15 protein-coding genes and 4 pseudogenes are annotated in these 15,433 nt (G+C 60.1%); 13 read left to right on the forward strand and 6 right to left on the reverse strand.

The genetic code is table 11. The features are described 5' to 3' along the window. The first annotated feature begins 348 nt into the window (after positions 1 to 348). Complete coding sequence (locus ASE71_RS06710; protein ID WP_034800476.1) at positions 349 to 603, forward strand: hypothetical protein; 255 nt, start codon at positions 349 to 351, stop codon at positions 601 to 603. 250 nt (positions 604 to 853) lie between these two features. Beyond that, positions 854 to 1,060 carry a DUF6766 family protein gene (locus tag ASE71_RS37490; protein ID WP_320410589.1) on the forward strand — a complete coding sequence of 69 codons (207 nt, stop codon included), beginning with the start codon at positions 854 to 856 and terminating at the stop codon, positions 1,058 to 1,060. A 225-nt stretch (positions 1,061 to 1,285) separates the two neighbouring features. On the opposite strand, the pseudogene ASE71_RS36835 reads toward ASE71_RS37490, so the two are convergent. Next, positions 1,286 to 1,474, reverse strand: a pseudogene (locus ASE71_RS36835) (hypothetical protein); the annotation flags it as partial. Between the two features lie 384 nt (positions 1,475 to 1,858). Here ASE71_RS36835 and ASE71_RS06720 point away from each other — a divergent pair. From ASE71_RS06720 to ASE71_RS37600, 4 genes and pseudogenes are all read left to right on the forward strand, one after another. Beyond that, complete coding sequence (locus ASE71_RS06720) at positions 1,859 to 2,053, forward strand: hypothetical protein (RefSeq protein ID WP_029742771.1); 195 nt, start codon at positions 1,859 to 1,861, stop codon at positions 2,051 to 2,053. 367 nt (positions 2,054 to 2,420) lie between these two features. Next, positions 2,421 to 2,810 (forward strand): hypothetical protein, encoded by a 390-nt coding sequence (locus tag ASE71_RS06725; RefSeq protein ID WP_060520215.1) that lies wholly within the window; start codon positions 2,421 to 2,423, stop codon positions 2,808 to 2,810. Between the two features lie 135 nt (positions 2,811 to 2,945). Next, the gene (locus ASE71_RS06730) at positions 2,946 to 3,473 is read left to right on the forward strand and encodes a DUF4142 domain-containing protein (protein ID WP_060520216.1); all 528 of its coding nucleotides are present in this window, start codon (positions 2,946 to 2,948) and stop codon (positions 3,471 to 3,473) included. 204 nt (positions 3,474 to 3,677) lie between these two features. Beyond that, positions 3,678 to 4,329 (forward strand): annotated as a pseudogene (locus ASE71_RS37600) (UdgX family uracil-DNA binding protein). Positions 4,330 to 4,408: 79 nt separating this feature from the next. On the opposite strand, the gene ASE71_RS06740 reads toward ASE71_RS37600, so the two are convergent. From ASE71_RS06740 to ASE71_RS06750, 3 genes are all read right to left on the reverse strand, one after another. Beyond that, positions 4,409 to 5,026, reverse strand: coding sequence for a flavodoxin family protein (locus tag ASE71_RS06740; RefSeq protein WP_060520217.1), 618 nt, complete (start codon positions 5,024 to 5,026; stop codon positions 4,409 to 4,411). Positions 5,027 to 5,101: 75 nt separating this feature from the next. Then, positions 5,102 to 5,698 carry a cysteine hydrolase family protein gene (locus ASE71_RS06745; protein WP_060520218.1) on the reverse strand — a complete coding sequence of 199 codons (597 nt, stop codon included), beginning with the start codon at positions 5,696 to 5,698 and terminating at the stop codon, positions 5,102 to 5,104. Positions 5,699 to 6,189: 491 nt separating this feature from the next. After that, positions 6,190 to 7,092, reverse strand: coding sequence for a LysR family transcriptional regulator (locus tag ASE71_RS06750; protein WP_060520219.1), 903 nt, complete (start codon positions 7,090 to 7,092; stop codon positions 6,190 to 6,192). Between the two features lie 96 nt (positions 7,093 to 7,188). Between ASE71_RS06750 and ASE71_RS06755 the strand changes: the two genes are divergently transcribed. Genes ASE71_RS06755 through ASE71_RS06770 form a run of 4 tightly spaced genes read left to right on the forward strand, consistent with a single transcriptional unit; the run spans position 7,189 to position 10,113 of the window. Continuing rightward, positions 7,189 to 8,376 (forward strand): MFS transporter, encoded by a 1,188-nt coding sequence (locus ASE71_RS06755; RefSeq protein WP_060520220.1) that lies wholly within the window; start codon positions 7,189 to 7,191, stop codon positions 8,374 to 8,376. A 30-nt stretch (positions 8,377 to 8,406) separates the two neighbouring features. Beyond that, positions 8,407 to 9,153 carry an SDR family oxidoreductase gene (locus ASE71_RS06760; protein WP_060520221.1) on the forward strand — a complete coding sequence of 249 codons (747 nt, stop codon included), beginning with the start codon at positions 8,407 to 8,409 and terminating at the stop codon, positions 9,151 to 9,153. A 13-nt stretch (positions 9,154 to 9,166) separates the two neighbouring features. Continuing rightward, positions 9,167 to 9,637 (forward strand): cyclophilin-like fold protein, encoded by a 471-nt coding sequence (locus tag ASE71_RS06765; RefSeq protein ID WP_060520222.1) that lies wholly within the window; start codon positions 9,167 to 9,169, stop codon positions 9,635 to 9,637. 35 nt (positions 9,638 to 9,672) lie between these two features. Next, entirely contained in the window at positions 9,673 to 10,113 is a 441-nt protein-coding gene (locus ASE71_RS06770) for a lipocalin-like domain-containing protein (protein ID WP_060520223.1), read from the forward strand. A 310-nt stretch (positions 10,114 to 10,423) separates the two neighbouring features. On the opposite strand, the pseudogene ASE71_RS34970 reads toward ASE71_RS06770, so the two are convergent. Then, positions 10,424 to 10,564, reverse strand: a pseudogene (locus ASE71_RS34970) (transposase domain-containing protein); the annotation flags it as partial. 124 nt (positions 10,565 to 10,688) lie between these two features. Between ASE71_RS34970 and ASE71_RS06775 the strand changes: the two are divergent. From ASE71_RS06775 to ASE71_RS06785, 3 genes are read left to right on the forward strand one after another with little or no spacing between them, the layout of a single operon-like run. Further along, positions 10,689 to 11,930 (forward strand): site-specific integrase, encoded by a 1,242-nt coding sequence (locus ASE71_RS06775; RefSeq protein WP_060520224.1) that lies wholly within the window; start codon positions 10,689 to 10,691, stop codon positions 11,928 to 11,930. After that, positions 11,927 to 12,850, forward strand: a complete 924-nt coding sequence (locus ASE71_RS06780; RefSeq protein ID WP_060520225.1) for a tyrosine-type recombinase/integrase — start codon at positions 11,927 to 11,929, stop codon at positions 12,848 to 12,850. Before ASE71_RS06775 ends, ASE71_RS06780 begins: the two co-directional genes overlap by 4 nt. Then, entirely contained in the window at positions 12,847 to 13,848 is a 1,002-nt protein-coding gene (locus tag ASE71_RS06785; RefSeq protein ID WP_060520226.1) for a tyrosine-type recombinase/integrase, read from the forward strand. The genes ASE71_RS06780 and ASE71_RS06785 overlap by 4 nt, the downstream gene beginning before the upstream one ends. 110 nt (positions 13,849 to 13,958) lie before the next feature. Here ASE71_RS06785 and tnpC read toward each other — a convergent pair. Next, positions 13,959 to 15,431, reverse strand: a pseudogene (gene tnpC / locus ASE71_RS06790) (IS66 family transposase); the annotation flags it as partial. Between the last annotated feature and the right edge of the window lie 2 nt (positions 15,432 to 15,433).

Below are 15,433 nucleotides of genomic sequence, written 5' to 3' on the forward strand. Positions count from 1 at the left end.
CGCGAATACCACGAACGCTTCGCCGCCCTTCATGGGAGGTCCCAAATGTACTTTCACTCGGATGATCTCAACTGCGCTCTCGGTCCTAAAGACGTAGAAATGCTGCATCGAGTATTTGAGAGGACCTGCTTTTTAGCGGGATTTCCCAAACTTTCCAAGCGAGGCAATCAACTGGCAAGATTCCTGATTGACGAGTTCCGTGTCGGCCATACCGACGAGGCTTGCCTCCTGGAGTGCGCTCTCTGGTTCACAAAGCGGGATACGCGACAATCGGAGTTCTTGTCTCGTCGTGGGCTGGGTGAAATATCCCGTGTTCGTGGCCCCTCACATGAGTAATCTGGAGGCTACATGGGTTTAGTTCACCTCGGACGGGCGCGCTTGGCAATGGCTCTGCCCGCTCATCGCGAACGATTGCGTTCAGTCAAAGATCATGGTTTGTACGACCTCTTCGAAAAATATGCGTTGGCGGCAAATACACTCGATGCTCTTCAGCGAGAGACGCCCCGACGGGAGGAGCGAATCCATGATTTTCAGCAGCTTTGCCTGGATTTACAGGCTGAGGTCGTCGTCGTGCTTGACCGGCTTCACGAGGAGAGCTGGTAGTCAGACGCAAATTGCATTCCCAAACATGATACGCCTGCTCAGCGAAGCTCACACCGAATGCCATCGCCGCTTGAGGAACGATGTTACGGTCGGAATCAATTTCTCTCGCGCCACTTGAAAGGCGATAGCCCTCCTTAGCGCCAATCACATGCTATAACAACACGAAGCAGTCAGGCGGAGAACGCGGAAGCCTCGAGCCACGGGGATCCTCTGTATCAGTGACCGATCACCTCGCCAGCTCTCAGTTCTGATTCGCGTCCTTCAGAACTGGCAAAGTGCATTTCTATCGACCGCCGTCCTCGTTACTCTCTCGATCTTCCCTAGGGTCCGTGGTTCCTCTTTCTGCCCCCCGCAATGGGGCATAAGGACACCTTGGAGATGGCTACCAGGGCGTATTCGACAGCGGCGAGCCCGCGCACTTCAACTGGCCCGCGACCGAAGGGCAGGCACCCTATAGCGTGGCCGGAGAGGACATCGACGCTGCTCGCTGAGAGGCGCGGGAGCGGGTTCTGATTTCCGAACTCAACCAACGCGTTAGGAACATTCTCGTGGTTGTTGCGGCAGTTGACGCATGTTCTTGAGCTTCGTTGATTGATCCGCCGGGATGTTCGTCTTGGAGAATCTCGCGGGTGCGACGGTCGTTTCCACGACCGCCCCAACCGGCGCCCACTCGCAGAGCGAACTATTCTTTCGATCGGTCCGGTGCGGCCTGATCGAAACCCACGTCCCAGTCTTTCGGAGGTTCCCTACCTCCTGGCGGACTGCGGTGACCCGACATATCCTCAGACCCGGTGATCACGGTCGGCTTGGCACTCGATACTCCCGTGCTCTTGCGGTTGCCTTGGGGCTCGGCAAACTGGCCCTTCGCGTCGTCCCTGGTCTTGGTCGCGTCAGAAGGGCGATTTCTCGCGGGTTCCCGATTGTTTTCGCCGGCCGCATCCCGATCCTTTTCGGGATCATCCGGCCTCGTTTTCTCGGGCCCTTCCCATCGCGGTGACTGGTCAGCGGTGCCCGGCGCGCCATCGTTCGGTTTGTTACTCGACATGTCTGCCTCCTTTTTGAAAGGCCGAACCGGCGATGCGCGTTGAAGTTCCCATCGGGGTGCATCCGCACAGGCAACGGCGCGCTGCACGTATGCGGGTTCGAAACCCAAGGTCGGGTGCGATTTTTTGCTTGGCGGGGAACCATATCGATCCCCCACGCTTCGGTTGGTGCCCGCCGAGTCTACGGCGGGCACCAACCGAGGAGAACGACAATGGCAAATCAACGCAGCCAGGGCGGCAGCAGCGAACAGCATCGCAAGGCTGGCGAACAAAGCCATAAGAACGACGACAAGCAGCGACAATCCGGCGGTCGCGAAACCGGGGCTGGCAAGAGTGCCGGTTCGGGCGGGGCTAAGAGTGGCGCTGGCACCACGGGCGGCGGTCGCGGCACCGACCGCAAGAGCTGAGGTTCCATGGAAAGGCGGCCAAGGACGTGCACGACTCGATGACGTCGACCGAACCCAGAGGTTTCGGGAAGTCGGCAGGTTACAGTGCCTCGAACCCTTCCCGGGATCGGATGACCGAAACGCGGAAGTCCGTCTGGAGACTGAGGACGAAATGCGGGCTGTCTGCCCGGTTCCAAGCGAGGTCCCGAGTGCCGATTTGTCCACTCGCTAACCGGACGGGGTGGCTCATCCTGGTTTAGCATGATGACCGTCCGCCATACCCGGCGGGCGGTCCTTTTTGCATGAAAGCGTTGACAATCTTCGGAACCACCGGTCGCCGAACCGTGTTTTGCGTTGGCGTGTACCAACGAGACAGGAGACATGAACCATGAACATCATCGCACAACAGGTGCTCACAGATCCCGGAGGCGTGAAGACCGTCGAATGGGTTGCAGAAGGCGGAGATGTGATTTCCGTACGCCTACAAAGCACTGGCGGAGACCTTGGCGTCGATGCGGCCGTGACCAAGGCCAAAGCTATGATGGTGCAAGTAGCCGCGTTCGAAGAGGGGGATGACCGCGAAATAGCCGGTGGCGATGAAACGGGATCGCCGGCGGTGGAGTCTTTGAGAAGCGCGCGCAGCGCAAAGGATACCGGCACTCTGGAAGAACAGCTCGACGAAGGTCTCGAGAGTTCGTTTCCCGCAAGCGACCCGGTTGCCGCGACCACCAGCTCTATTCCGACCGGACGCTCCGATCCCTCGAAGAACGAAAGCTAGACACGCGGCCCGCGCGCACGTCTTGTTTGCTCGATCGCCAGCGCGTTGCCAGCGGGCGCTCGGCTGCACCCCGGTTCCCGCATGCGGCGTAACTCTTTCCACTTGGCAGTTGGACCTGCCGACAGGAGACCTATCATGAAACAGCTCGTTCTTGCTTCACTCGTGCTCACTCTGGCCGGTTCGGCCCTCGCCCAGTCCGCAATGGAAAAATCCGGCATAAACTCGCTGATCGGCGCTGCACCTAAAACACAAGATTTCGTCCAGGAAGCGGCGACAAGCGATCTGTTCGAAGTTCAGTCCAGCAGGCTTGCTTTGGAAAAGGGCGATGCCGCAACGAAGGTCTTCGCTCAGAAAATGGTCCAAGACCACGAAAAGACGACTGCTGACCTCAGTGGCCTCGTCTCCAGTGGCAAGGTCAAGGCGACCCTGCCGAAGACCATGACGACCGCTCAAAAGGAGATGCTCGCCAAGCTGAACGATCTCAAGGGCGAAGACTTTGGGAAACAGTACCGTTCCGATCAGCAGGAAGCGCATGAAGATGCGGTGGACCTGTTCAAGCGCTACAGCGAAGGCGGAGAAAACGCGGAGTTGAAGGCTTGGGCTGCAAAAACGCTTCCGGCCCTGGAGCACCATCTGGAAATGGCGGAGAACCTTATCAAATAGCGCAATGGCGTTCGAGGGCACGGCCGGGACTCTCCGAGATGACGCTCGATGTGACGAGGATCGCAGTGCGAGCCTCCGGGTCAACTAAATGGCCGGGCACAAGATTGCGCTTTGAACCATCCAAGTTTGGTGCGCGCCCCTGCAGCCGTGGAACCAAATCCCGTCCGCCCGGTTGCCCCCGGGCTCAGACGGATTTCTCGTGTTATGGCGACCTTAAACATCAACCGCACCGCGCCAGCTACCGATCGCCGATCGGGCGGTTTCGCTTTCGGCGACCCTGTCCCTGGCTCGTCGCTCCGCGCGGTCTTAAAGGAGGCAGGGACTGCCGCTGCTGCGGCCCCAAGCGCGCAACCCAAATCGTGTTTGGTGAAGCGCCGCCCGACGCGGACCTCGTGCTCGTCGGGGAACAGCCGGGGGATAAGACCTCGCCGGCCACCCTTTTGTCGCTCCGGCCGGTCGGGTCCTCAGCGTCTTGGCCGGTATCCCGCCAAAACTGCTACCTGACCAACGCCGTCAAGGATTTCAAGCATGAACAACGGGGCAAACGAAGGCTACATGCACGACCGAATGCAGGCGAACTCCAACGTTGCGGCTGGTGGTTCGGCGCCGAGCTGCCCTCGTCCGCTCGGATGCGGTCGTCGCACTTGGCGCGACCGCCGCGCAGGCATTGCTCGGGGGGGCGGTCAAGATCATGCGCGATCGCGGGCGCCCGATAGACGTCGCTGCCGCCTTCATGATCCTCGTGACCGTTTACCCAGCCTATCTGTTGCGGATCCGCGCGGTCGCGGGCTCATACTCCGAGCAGGGTTGGACCCGGTTTAACGCGGCGCGCAATCCCTGTAGCAGGCGAAATTGAGAAGGAGCGCTTGAGTCTCTGCAACCCCGATCCTTCAACCGGTACCGATGGGGCTTGCTTTGGCGGTTGTAGGAGGGCCTTAGTTCTCGTCACCCGGATATGCAGAGTTCTTCAGCAGGGTGGCAACATGGGATGCATTGCGGGCAAGCATTGCAATCATCGTTTTTACCGGCTCAGGGGTCTTTCTCAGATCGACGAAGTTGGTAGAGCCCATCGCTTCGCCAACCCAGTAAGCGACCGCATTTGCCGGAATGGTGAAGCCGACGTCGTTGAGTGCCTGAAAAACTTCGGCGGAAACGTGATGGGCGCCGTCTTCGTTGCCGACGACAGCAACGACGGCAATCTTGCCGTAAGAAACCATGCGCCCTTTTTCGTCGGTTTCATCAAGGAATGCGTCCATCCTCTCCAGGGCACGCTTGCACACACTCGATGGCTGCCCGAGCCAGATGGGCGTGCCGATGAGCAGGATGTTGGCATCGAGGATCTTCTTGCGTATACCGGGCCAATCATCCCCCTCGCCTTCATCGGAAGTCACGCCTGGTTTTACGTTGCGATCGGCCAAGCGGATCGTCTCAGTGTCGACGCGATGCTTCTCGAATTCCGCCGCAATAAGACTTAGGAGTTTATCGGTGGACGACGCCTCGGTGGCTGCGGAGGATTTTAAGGTGCAGTTTAAGGCAAGCGCTTTCAGGGGCATCGACGGATCCTTCTCACTCGGGACGGGTAACCGGGTTGTTCAAACGACCAGATGTCGTTGACGCTCCGGACTGCGTTACGCTTCACGGCGAGGCGTCGCCGCTAAGAATTCTTCGGTCTTCACGAGTTCGAGCTGGACTGAATACCGATCGCTGAGCAGATCCATGGCGGCATCGTGCGTTTCGTCGGCGCCGCTATAAACCGCATCGCAAAGCACGGTGACGCCAAACCCGAGATCGATCGCGCCGAGGATGGTCGCCAAGACGCAGATATCCGTCTCGCCGCCGGTAACGACGAGGGTTTCCACGCCTTCTTGTCGAAGGTGCGAAAACAACCGGCCATCAACCCAGGGCGAATAGGTCGTTTTGTCGAAGACGCGGGCTGGCGGCACAAGGTTTTGAAAGGAGGGCGGCAGCTCGAGCATTTCTTTAGGCAGGTGCTCGCCGGTCATCATCCACCATTTTTGATAGTAATCCCTCCAACTTCCCGCCGCGTCGCGTGGATTTAGGGGTGGTATAAATCGGGTGAAGATTGTGCTGCTCGCATGGCGTTCCGATATTTCGACAAGTTGCGGTAGTACGTTTTTCATCCACGGCACGTGCCAGGGCGTCTGCTCCAAAAACATCCGCTGGGCATCGACGCAGATATGCCGCCACTTGCCGACTTCTTTCATGCCCGGTGCCTCCTTCAAGATCAACCGAACCCGCGAACGGCGTGACTGGTTCCCGGATGCCGGAGTTTTCTGCACATGCCAATCACCAAAGGCACACAGAACCTTCTTGCAGGCTGCGCGTTCTCTCCTGACGGAAGAACGGAGCTGCTCGGCCTGTTCGCGGGCAGGCACCGCTTCATCGCGCTCCCCGACTTGGAGAACTGGCCGGACGGCGCATGCTCGGGCTGCTCAATGTTTGCAGACAGCGTCACTCGTCACGAGCTAGTTGCGCGACTGGCTTGTCGCACATGGGTACATGGGCGACGTCGCGCAGCCCACTCCGATTCGGTTGGATTCGGAAGGCGTAAATCGCGAAGAGGTGCAGTAGTACCGTAAGCGATGTGCTGATCCCACATTGGCTGGATAACACCGAACTGTCGTATCAGGCATCAATCGCAGAAGAGCGCTATGGTCGGATAGCGACAATATGAGAACTTGGATTGTGAGGCCTATCACGGTTTCCGCTGTCTATGCCGAAAAGCATCGACGAACGCCGAGAAGGCTGGCGAAGGATTGCGCCGGCTTGGATAATAGAGATGGTAGCCTTGGAAGGTCGGACACCAGTCCGAAAGCACCTGCCGCAGCCGCCCACGCTCGACATGTCGCAAGACAAGGTCCGTGGGCACGTAGGCAAGACCGATGCCGTCCAATGCAGCGTCTATCGCGGGAGCGATGTTGCTCAAGGTGAGCTGGCCCTCCACCCGCACGCTGAACTCGCGGCCGTCCCGCTCGAATTCCCAGGCATAAAGCCCCCCGGACGTTGGAAGGCGAAGGTTGACGCAGTTGTGGCCTGTCAGGTCCTGCGGGATTGACGGCGGCCCGTGCCGCTCCAGATAGTCGGGCGAGGCAACGACGGAATACGACACGTCGGGTCCTATGCGCACCGCCACCATATCTCGGGCAACGGCCTCGCCAAGACGGACGCCAGCGTCGAACTGCCGCTCAACAATGTTGGTGAAGCCATTGTCGACGATAATCTCCACCGTTACGTCTGGGAAGTCCCGCAGGAATGCCGAGAGCCGACGGCGGAACACGAGCTCGACCGCATCGTCGGGGCAGACCACCCGTACGTCGCCGGACGGCTTGTCGCGTAATGCGCTGATCGCGTCGATCCCTGCGGCGATGCTCTCGAAATGCGGCTGGATGCTCTCCATGAGACGTTCGCCGGCCGCCGTGGGGGCCACGTCCCGCGTGGTGCGGGAAAGAAGCCGGATGCCCAGCCGCTCCTCCAGCGCGCTGACTGTGTGACTGAGGGCCGAGCGTGTGAGACCAAGCTTGGCGGCAGCGCGCGTGAAGCTCCGCTCCTTGGCAACTTCCAAGAATGCTCTCATCTCGGTGAACTCGTCCCGCCGCATTGTTGAATCTCCTTCACATCGACATGCAGATTATGCCTTCTAGTCTGTCTAACCCCGTTTGGCTATTTGTTGCGGCGACCCTAAAGGAGAGCCGTAATGGTCGTTGAACTGACAGCGAATGACATAATCTCGACGGAAGCCGCAGATACGCCATGGGCTGCCGTGACCTGCCTGTCGCTCCTGACCTTTCTTCTAGTCGGATTGGAGTTCCTGCCGGTCAGCCTCCTGACTCCGATCGCCGGAGAACTATCGGTATCGGAAGGACAGGCCGGGATGGCCATCACGGTCTCGGGCGTCTTCGCTTTAATCACCAGCCTCTTCGGCAACGGCTTTCTGTCGAAATGGGACAGGAAGGCAGTCGTTCTGCTCTACACCGGGGTTCTGGTCCTCTCCAGTCTGACAGTCGCCCTCGCTCCCAACTTCGCCGTCTTTCTCGCGGGTCGGGCGCTTGTCGGTGTCGCGATCGGCGGTTTCTGGTCGCTGTCGACAGCCATCCTCGCACGTCTGGCATCGAAGTCGGACCTGCCGAAGGCCATCGCTTTGCTCCAAGGCGGCACCGCGCTCGCCATCGTTGTCGCGGCTCCTCTCGGCAGCTTTCTCGGCGGGCTGATCGGCTGGCGCGGCACCTTCCTGATCACGGTTCCGATCGGTCTCGTCGCCCTGATCTGGCAGTTTGCGGTTCTGCCGAAGATGCCTGCGACGGAAACCGTGTCGGTCGGCCGGATGTTGCGGCTCTTGCGCAACCGCGCCTTCCTGATCGGCATGGCGGCGACGGGTCTCGTCTTCATGGGGATGAACGCGCTTTCGATCTATCTGCGTCCGTTTCTCGAAGGTGTCACCGGGGTGGAACTCAACACGCTCTCGCTGATGCTTCTGGGTGTCGGACTCGGCGGTTTGGCCGGGACTTCCCTGATTGGCTTCGTTCTGCGCCGACACCTGACCGCCGCGCTTATTGGTCTGCCGGGCACGGTCGCCCTGATCGCTGTCCTGCTGATCGGCTTCGGGTCTTCACTGTGTGCTACCGCGGTCCTTCTCGTGCTCTGGGGATTCTTCTCGACCCCGACCCCGGTGGCCTGGAACACTTGGATGGCGAGGCTAGTCCCCGGTGAACTGGAAGCGGCGGGCGGTATCCAGGTCGCTCTGATCCAGTTGGCCATTGCAGGGGGGGCGTTTGCAGGCGGCGTTCTTTTCGACATCGCAGGCTGGTGGAGCGCTTTCCTTCTGGCCGCCCTCCTTCTTGCAGGCTCGGCCGCGTTCGGAGCGCTCGCCGGCCGCCGCGTTTGACCTCTCAACAATCTCGAACGGGAGAACATCATGACTCAAGGGATCGAAAATAAAGTCGTCGTCATCACCGGCGCGAGCAGTGGACTGGGAGAAGCTACGGCACGCCATCTCGCCGAGCGAGGTGCCACCGTGGTGCTCGGTGCTCGGCGGTGTGACCGCATCGATGCACTGGCCGACGAACTCACCGCAAAGGGCTACAAGGCCAGGGCGGTCCAGACAGATGTCACGGACAGGCAGCAGGTTAGCAACCTGGTGGACACCGCGGTGAGCGAATTCGGCCGCATCGACGTCATGCTGAACAATGCGGGCCTGATGCCGCTTGCCCCGCTCGAACGTCTCAAGGTGGACGAGTGGGACCGCATGATCGACGTCAACATCAAGGGCGTGCTCTACGGCATCGCCGCGGCGCTGCCGCATATGAAGGCGCGGAAGTCCGGACACATCATCAACGTTTCCTCGGTCTACGGGCATGTCGTCGATCCGGGTGCCGCTGTCTACTGCGCCACCAAGTTCGCCGTCCGCGCACTCTCCGAAGGGCTGCGCAAGGAGGTGAAGCCTTACAGCATCCGGACGACCATCATCTCGCCCGGAGCCGTCAGCACCGAGCTTCTCGATCATATCAGCGAGAAGGATATCCAGGCAGGCACGAAGGAGTTCGTGAGCAAGATCGCCGTGGGTGCGGACACCTTCGCCCGGACGGTCGCCTTCGCGGTAAGCGAGCCAGACGACGTCGACATCAACGAAATCCTGTTCCGGCCCACCGCGCAACCAGTTTAACAGGACTCGCATCATGGCGACGAACACCTTGGCTATGACCCGGCGGGGGATCGTAGGTGGCGCTCTGGCGGCCGCGACTTTGCCCTTTGCGGTACGTGGGCAGGACGGCCGCGATCCCGCCAGCCAGGAACCGACCGACGTCAAGATCAGAATGACCTTCAACGACCTGTCGCTGACGGCCACGCTTTACGACAATCCATCCGCGCGCGATTTCGCCTCGATGCTTCCTCTGGACCTCAGGATCGAGGATTTTGGGGGGAACGAGAAGATCGTCCGTCTGCCGCGGAAGTTAACCGAGGAAGGCAGCGGCTCGTTCGGAAACGAGCGGCCCGGCGACCTCTGCTACTTCAAGACATGGGGCAATCTCGCCCTGTTCTACGACGACTACCGTTGGGACGGGCTGATCCGTCTCGGCCGCTTCGACGGGGGCTTCGAGCCTCTGCTCGTTCGCGGCGCATACCCCGTGCGGATCGAACGGATTTGAATTATCCACGCCACCATCCGAAGAGGACCAACCGAATGAAAAACTTCATGATCACACTTATGGCGCTGACGCTGGCCGCGTCCTCTCTCGCCTTCGCCGATGACAGCAAGTCTGCGATAACGGGGACGTGGCGCATGACGTCGCTACATGTCACCGACGCGAACGGCAAGCAGACCGAAATCCCCTATTCAGGCCAGGTCATCTTCTCGCAAGGCGGAACGCTCTCCGTCCAGGCGATGAACCCGGACGCCGCCGCGGAACCGACGCCTTATACGGCGAACGGATATGAGGCGTACTACGGCCCGGTGGAAGTCGACGAAGCCAAGAAAAGGTTTGCCATCATGGTGGAATCGTCACTTGTCCGAAATCTCATCGGTCAGCGCATGGAGCGGAGGTTCGAGGTCGATAACGATCAGCTCACAATCACGCCCGCCGATCCCAAGGAAGGCTGGCGCGTGACCTACGAAAGGCTCTGAGGAGAATGGCCCACTGAGAGTAATCTGGAACGGAAGGAGGCGCTCGACCCGAACGGGAAGCGCCTCCTTCGTTAACCCGGATGACGTCGAACGTGCCAGCTATTAGCTTGCTACAGGATGTCATCGAAACGGGTGATACGCGATAAATGGACATCGGAAAGCTCCTGTTCAAGATGCGCAAAAATCTGACATCCCGACGGTGCGATCCGCCCCAACATATTCAATAGACAGGTTGCTCAATCGGCTGGTTTGCTCTTTGAGCGCGCTAGCGGCCAACCCCGATGGATGACCGCAATGGGGCAAACTGCGGTCAATGGCGGGAACTGCATTGTATGGCGGGATAATTCCACGGCAAAAGGCCATCAATCTGGCTCTGCTCGTGACCATTGACGATAGCGGTTAGCGTATCGGTCAGGTAGGCCTGCGGATCGACGGCATTGAGCTTGCAGGTTTATGCCGATCGGCGAACTATGCCGATTAATCAAGTTTTTTCCAACGTTTCCGGCAGCATAGCGGTCGCCCAGTCGGCATAGCTTAGGGTCTCTCCGTCGCAATTGACGCGAAGGAGAGGACACATGAACACAACTGACTATTTGAATCGCAGCGCCCTATATCGGAAGCTGCTCCACGGTCCGTATCGGGAGTTTGCGCGTGTTTACGCCGCCAACATGTCGAAAGAAGGCTTGGGTCGGCAATGCACGTGGCGCTCGCTGAGCCTGTTTCGAGACCTGATGGACTGGCATGTTGGCAATGGATATGCCCCGCAGGATTTGAGCGAAGCTTATGTCGATCGTTTTCTTGAGCATCGCTTCAAACACTGGAGTCCCGATACGGGCGACCGATCGGCACTCCGACGCGTGCTTTCAGCGTTACGGGAAGAGGGCTTAATACCAGGTGCGCTTCCGGTTGAGCGCACTGAGCACGAGCAGATCGTCGATGTATTCGGGGCATATCTCTCGAATGAGAGAGGGCTCGCCGCCTCGACGGTGGGGAGCCACAAGCTTCTGTCACTTCGATTTCTGCGGGAGGTCTGTCCTGCCGGCGCGAATGGGTTTGCAGCGCTCACCCCGGAGATTGTCATCGGGTATGTCGAACGACATGCGCTCGATGGCTCCGCCGACAGCGGCAAGGCAATGTGCGGAGTCGTGCGTGCCTTACTGCGCTACTTGCATTTGAAGGGCTTCATTTCGACGGCGTTGGCCGATTGCGTGCCATCCATCCGCCGCTGGCGACTTGCCGGCCTTCCAACCTTCCTGCCGCCAGAGAAGGTCCAGAAGGTTCTCGATGCCTGTGACCGGACGACGGCAATGGGGCATCGGGACTATGCGGTTCTGATGATCTTGGCCAAGCTCGGTTTGCGCGCTAGCGAAGTTGCTACCCTCAATCTCGATGATATCGACTGGCAGTCGGGCACGATTCTCGTACACGGAAAGGGACGGCGGCAAGCGACTATGCCGCTGCGTCACGATGTCGGAACAGCTATCGTGGCTTATATCCGGCATGGGCGTCCCGCTTCGGCGTGTCGGCGAGTTTTCTTGCGAACACTTGCGCCGCACGTGGGCTTTGCCTCCGGCTGCGCCATCACGATGATCGCGAAGCAGGCACTCGAGCGGGCAGGCATTGATGGCTATGCCCATCACGGCGCCCATCTTTTCCGCCACAGCCTCGCGACCGACCTTTTACGGTCGGGTGCCAGTTTTGCCGAGATCGGCCAACTGCTCCGCCATCGAAGCATCGACAGCACAAGGATCTATGCCAAGCTCGATGTTGAGAAGCTGCGTGGACTGAGCCTGCCCTGGCCGGGAGGTGTCCAATGAGCCGGCTTCGCACTGCCCTCAACCGCTATGTCGGCATGCGCCAAGGGCTGGGATACAAATATGATGGGCCGGCACGACGGTTGTCGGCATTCGTCACCTTCATGGAAGCCCGCGGCGCCGAGACCATCACGTCGGACCTGGCAATGCAGTGGGTGACGTCGATGGGCCGACAGCCGAGTTGGTCCATCCGCCTGGCTGATGTGCGCTGCTTTGCCCAGCACCTCAGTCATTTCGATCCTCTGACGGAAGTGCCACCGAGCGACGCAGTGCCGCCGGCACGGCGGACAAAGCCCTACATCTATAGCGACATTGAGATTCAGGCGCTGCTGGCGGCAGCACTGTCGCTGCCGCCAGCCAACGCCCTTCGACGCTGGACGTATCACTGCCTGTTCGGACTGATAGCGGTCGCCGGACTGCGCCATTCTGAAGCGCTCGGCCTGCTCCGGGCCGACGTCGATCTCGAGCAGGGCGTCCTCACTATCCGAGAGACAAAGTTCGGCAAGTCACGGCTGGTGCCGCTGCATGCCACGACAATCGCTGTCCTTACAAACTATGCTGCCCGACGCGATGCACACCTTGGCACGCCGCGCAGTCCCTATTTCTTCGTCGCCGAACAGGGCGGCAGATTGCTGCATCAATACGTGCACCGGGTGTTCTGGCGACTATCCCGGCAAATTGGTTTACGGCAGGAGGGGCATCGCGGTGGCCCGCGGGTTCACGATCTTCGTCACCGTTTCGCCGTCCAAACCCTGATCAACTGGCATCGCGCTGGCGAAGATGTGGAACGCGAGCTGCCGGTACTCTCGACCTTCCTCGGCCATGCCAATGTTCGCGACACCTACTGGTATCTGTCCGCCGCGCCGGAGCTGATGAATCATGCCGTTCGGCGATTGGATAAGCGGTGGGAGGTTCGGTCATGAGACGAACGAACGACTTAGCCGTGCTGATCGAGCGGTGGTTCACAGATCGGCTCATGAAGCATCGAGGTGTAAGTTCCAACACCATTGCCTCCTATCGCGACACGTTCAGGCTCCTGTTTGCGTTCGCGCAGGCGCGCCTTGGGAGGTCCCCATCTCAATTGACACTGCGGGATTTGGACGCTCCGTTCATCGGCGCATTCCTGGAAGTCCTCGAGACGCAGAGAGCCGCCTCGGTGAGGACCCGGAATCTCCGCCTCACAGCCATTCGATCTTTCTTCCGATATGCGGCGTTCGAGGAGCCGGCACATAGCGCCCACATCCAGCGCGTGCTCGCGATCCCCAGCAAGCGATGCGACAAGCGGCAGCTTCAGTTCCTAACCAGGCCCGAGATTGAATCTATCCTGGACTGCACGGATCGAAGCACGTGGCTGGGACGCCGCGATTACACTCTGCTATTGCTGGCCGCGCAAACGGGGCTGCGGGTTTCGGAAGTCATCGACCTCGACCGAGACTCGGTAGTGCTCGGCCGCGGTGCGCATGTGCAATGCGTCGGTAAGGGCCGCAAAGAGCGAAGTACGCCGCTCACAAAGGTTGCACAGGAAGCCCTCCGGCGTTGGCTCAAGGAACCAGGGAAGCGAGGCGCAACGGCTCTCTTTCCGAATATGCACGGTGGCAGGCTCAGCGCCGACGGCGTGCAGGCACTGCTGAACAAATATGTCGCCAAAGCGCGCGAGCACTGCGTCTCCCTCCGCTCGAAGCGGGTGTCGCCCCATGTCTTGCGGCACAGCGCTGCCATGGAGCTACTACAGGCGGGCGTCGACTGCTCGGTCATTGCCCTGTGGCTGGGCCATGAGGCGATGGAAACGACGCTGACCTATCTTCATGCACATCTTGAACTGAAGGAATCCGCACTCGCAAAGCTGAAGCCGTACGAACGCGCCAAGGCCGAGCGATTTCGACCAAACGACCGGCTTCTGGAATTCCTGAACGCCCTCTGAGCATGAGAACTATGCCGAGTGCCAACGACGGGTCTTCGACCAAAACGGCAAGAGAAGCGCGTTTCAACTGGTAAGTTGGAAGAGGTGCTCGGCATAGTTCGCCGGTCGGCATAAACCTGCTTATGCCGCGCGCGGCATAAGCAGGTTTCAATGAGAGAGGCGATGGTCGCCCAATTCTCTGCTCCAGCGTCATGCCCTGCGAAGAGTGCGTTCTTCCGATTGAGGGCGATGGGACGGATGGTTCGCTCGACGCTGTTGTTGTCGATCTCGATGCGGCCGTCGTTGAGGAACAGCTTCAGGCCATCCCAGTATTTGGCGATGTAGGCCAAGGCCTCGCCGAGTGGGGACTTCGTTGCAACACGGGCACGGTGATGGACGAGCCAGGCCCGCATATCGGCGATCAGCGGCGCTGAACGTTCCTGCCGTCCGGCAAGGCGAGCCCCCGGATCAAGGCCACGCAGTTCGGTCTCGATCCGATAGAGTTCACCGATCCGTTTAACGCCGTCTTCGGCAATCGGTGCTGTTCCATTGCGGGTGATCTCTACCAGCTTGCGCCGAGCATGGGCCCAACAATAGGCAAGCCTGATGTTCGCACCGACACGGTCTGGCGCGATCATCCTGTTGTATCCGGCATAGCCATCGACTTGCAGGATGCCGGAGAAGCCCTGCAATATCCTTTCGGCGTGAATGCCCCCGCGACCTGGCGCATAGGTGAAGGCCACACCTGGTGGAGCACCGCCACCCCAAGAACGATCATCTCGTGCCAGCGCCCAGAAGCATCCGGTCTTGGTTTTGCGCGAGCCGGGATCGAGCACCGGGGCACGGGTCTCGTCCACGAACAGCTTGGTCGAGCGCTTCAGGTCAGCAATCAGCGCATCGAAGACCGGGCGAAGCTCGTAGGCCGCCCGACCGACCCAGTCGGCGAGCGTTGAGCGATCCAAATCGATGCCTTGGCGGCTCATGATCTGGGCCTGCCGATATAGCGGAAGGTGATCGGCATATTTGGAAACCAGCACATGGGCGACGGTCACTTCCGTCGGCAGTCCTGCCTGGATCAGCCGCGCTGGAGCCGGGGCCTGAACGACGCCGTCGGTGCAGGCACGGCACGCATATTTGGGGCGGCGGGTGACAATGACGCGGAACTGCGCCGGGACTACATCCAGTCGCTCTGAGACATCCTCGCCAATGCAATGCAGGCAACCACCGCAGGCACAGATCAGGCTTTCCGGTTCGATCACCTCCTCGACACGGGGAAGATGTTTTGGAAAGAAGCCGCGATTGGTCGCGCGTGGCTTGGCAGCAATCCTGTTTCCAGCAGGAACGTCCGCCTCATCCTCGGCACGGATGGCAGCCCTGGCCGTTTCCAGGTCTTCCAGCGCCAGATCGAACTGGTCGGGATCGGTCTTCTCGGACTTGCGCCCGAAGGCTGCCTGCTTGAAAGCGGCGACCAGTCTCTCAAGCCGTTCGATCCGCTCATCCTTGCGAGCAATCTGGGCATCCTTGCCTGCCTCGCGGGCCTGCGCCGCAATCAGCATCGCCTTCAGGGCAGCGACATCATCGGGAAGATGGGCGGTATCCAGCATGG

The sequence above is a fragment of the Ensifer sp. Root954 genome, from assembly GCF_001429005.1.
Lineage (GTDB): Bacteria > Pseudomonadota > Alphaproteobacteria > Rhizobiales > Rhizobiaceae > Ensifer > Ensifer adhaerens.

Bases quoted from the DNA above. Each gene is read 5' to 3' on its own strand.
- ASE71_RS06755 (WP_060520220.1), top strand. From the start codon at position 7,189: ATGGTCGTTGAACTGACAGCGAATGACATAATCTCGACGGAAGCCGCA.
- ASE71_RS06775 (WP_060520224.1), top strand. From the start codon at position 10,689: ATGAACACAACTGACTATTTGAATCGCAGCGCCCTATATCGGAAGCTG.
- ASE71_RS06780 (WP_060520225.1), top strand. From the start codon at position 11,927: ATGAGCCGGCTTCGCACTGCCCTCAACCGCTATGTCGGCATGCGCCAA.
- ASE71_RS06745 (WP_060520218.1), bottom strand. From the start codon at position 5,698: ATGAAAGAAGTCGGCAAGTGGCGGCATATCTGCGTCGATGCCCAGCGG.
- ASE71_RS06730 (WP_060520216.1), top strand. From the start codon at position 2,946: ATGAAACAGCTCGTTCTTGCTTCACTCGTGCTCACTCTGGCCGGTTCG.
- ASE71_RS06740 (WP_060520217.1), bottom strand. From the start codon at position 5,026: ATGCCCCTGAAAGCGCTTGCCTTAAACTGCACCTTAAAATCCTCCGCA.
- ASE71_RS06750 (WP_060520219.1), bottom strand. From the start codon at position 7,092: ATGCGGCGGGACGAGTTCACCGAGATGAGAGCATTCTTGGAAGTTGCC.
- ASE71_RS06725 (WP_060520215.1), top strand. From the start codon at position 2,421: ATGAACATCATCGCACAACAGGTGCTCACAGATCCCGGAGGCGTGAAG.
- ASE71_RS06720 (WP_029742771.1), top strand. From the start codon at position 1,859: ATGGCAAATCAACGCAGCCAGGGCGGCAGCAGCGAACAGCATCGCAAG.
- ASE71_RS06785 (WP_060520226.1), top strand. From the start codon at position 12,847: ATGAGACGAACGAACGACTTAGCCGTGCTGATCGAGCGGTGGTTCACA.
- ASE71_RS06770 (WP_060520223.1), top strand. From the start codon at position 9,673: ATGAAAAACTTCATGATCACACTTATGGCGCTGACGCTGGCCGCGTCC.
- ASE71_RS06710 (WP_034800476.1), top strand. From the start codon at position 349: ATGGGTTTAGTTCACCTCGGACGGGCGCGCTTGGCAATGGCTCTGCCC.
- ASE71_RS06760 (WP_060520221.1), top strand. From the start codon at position 8,407: ATGACTCAAGGGATCGAAAATAAAGTCGTCGTCATCACCGGCGCGAGC.
- ASE71_RS06765 (WP_060520222.1), top strand. From the start codon at position 9,167: ATGGCGACGAACACCTTGGCTATGACCCGGCGGGGGATCGTAGGTGGC.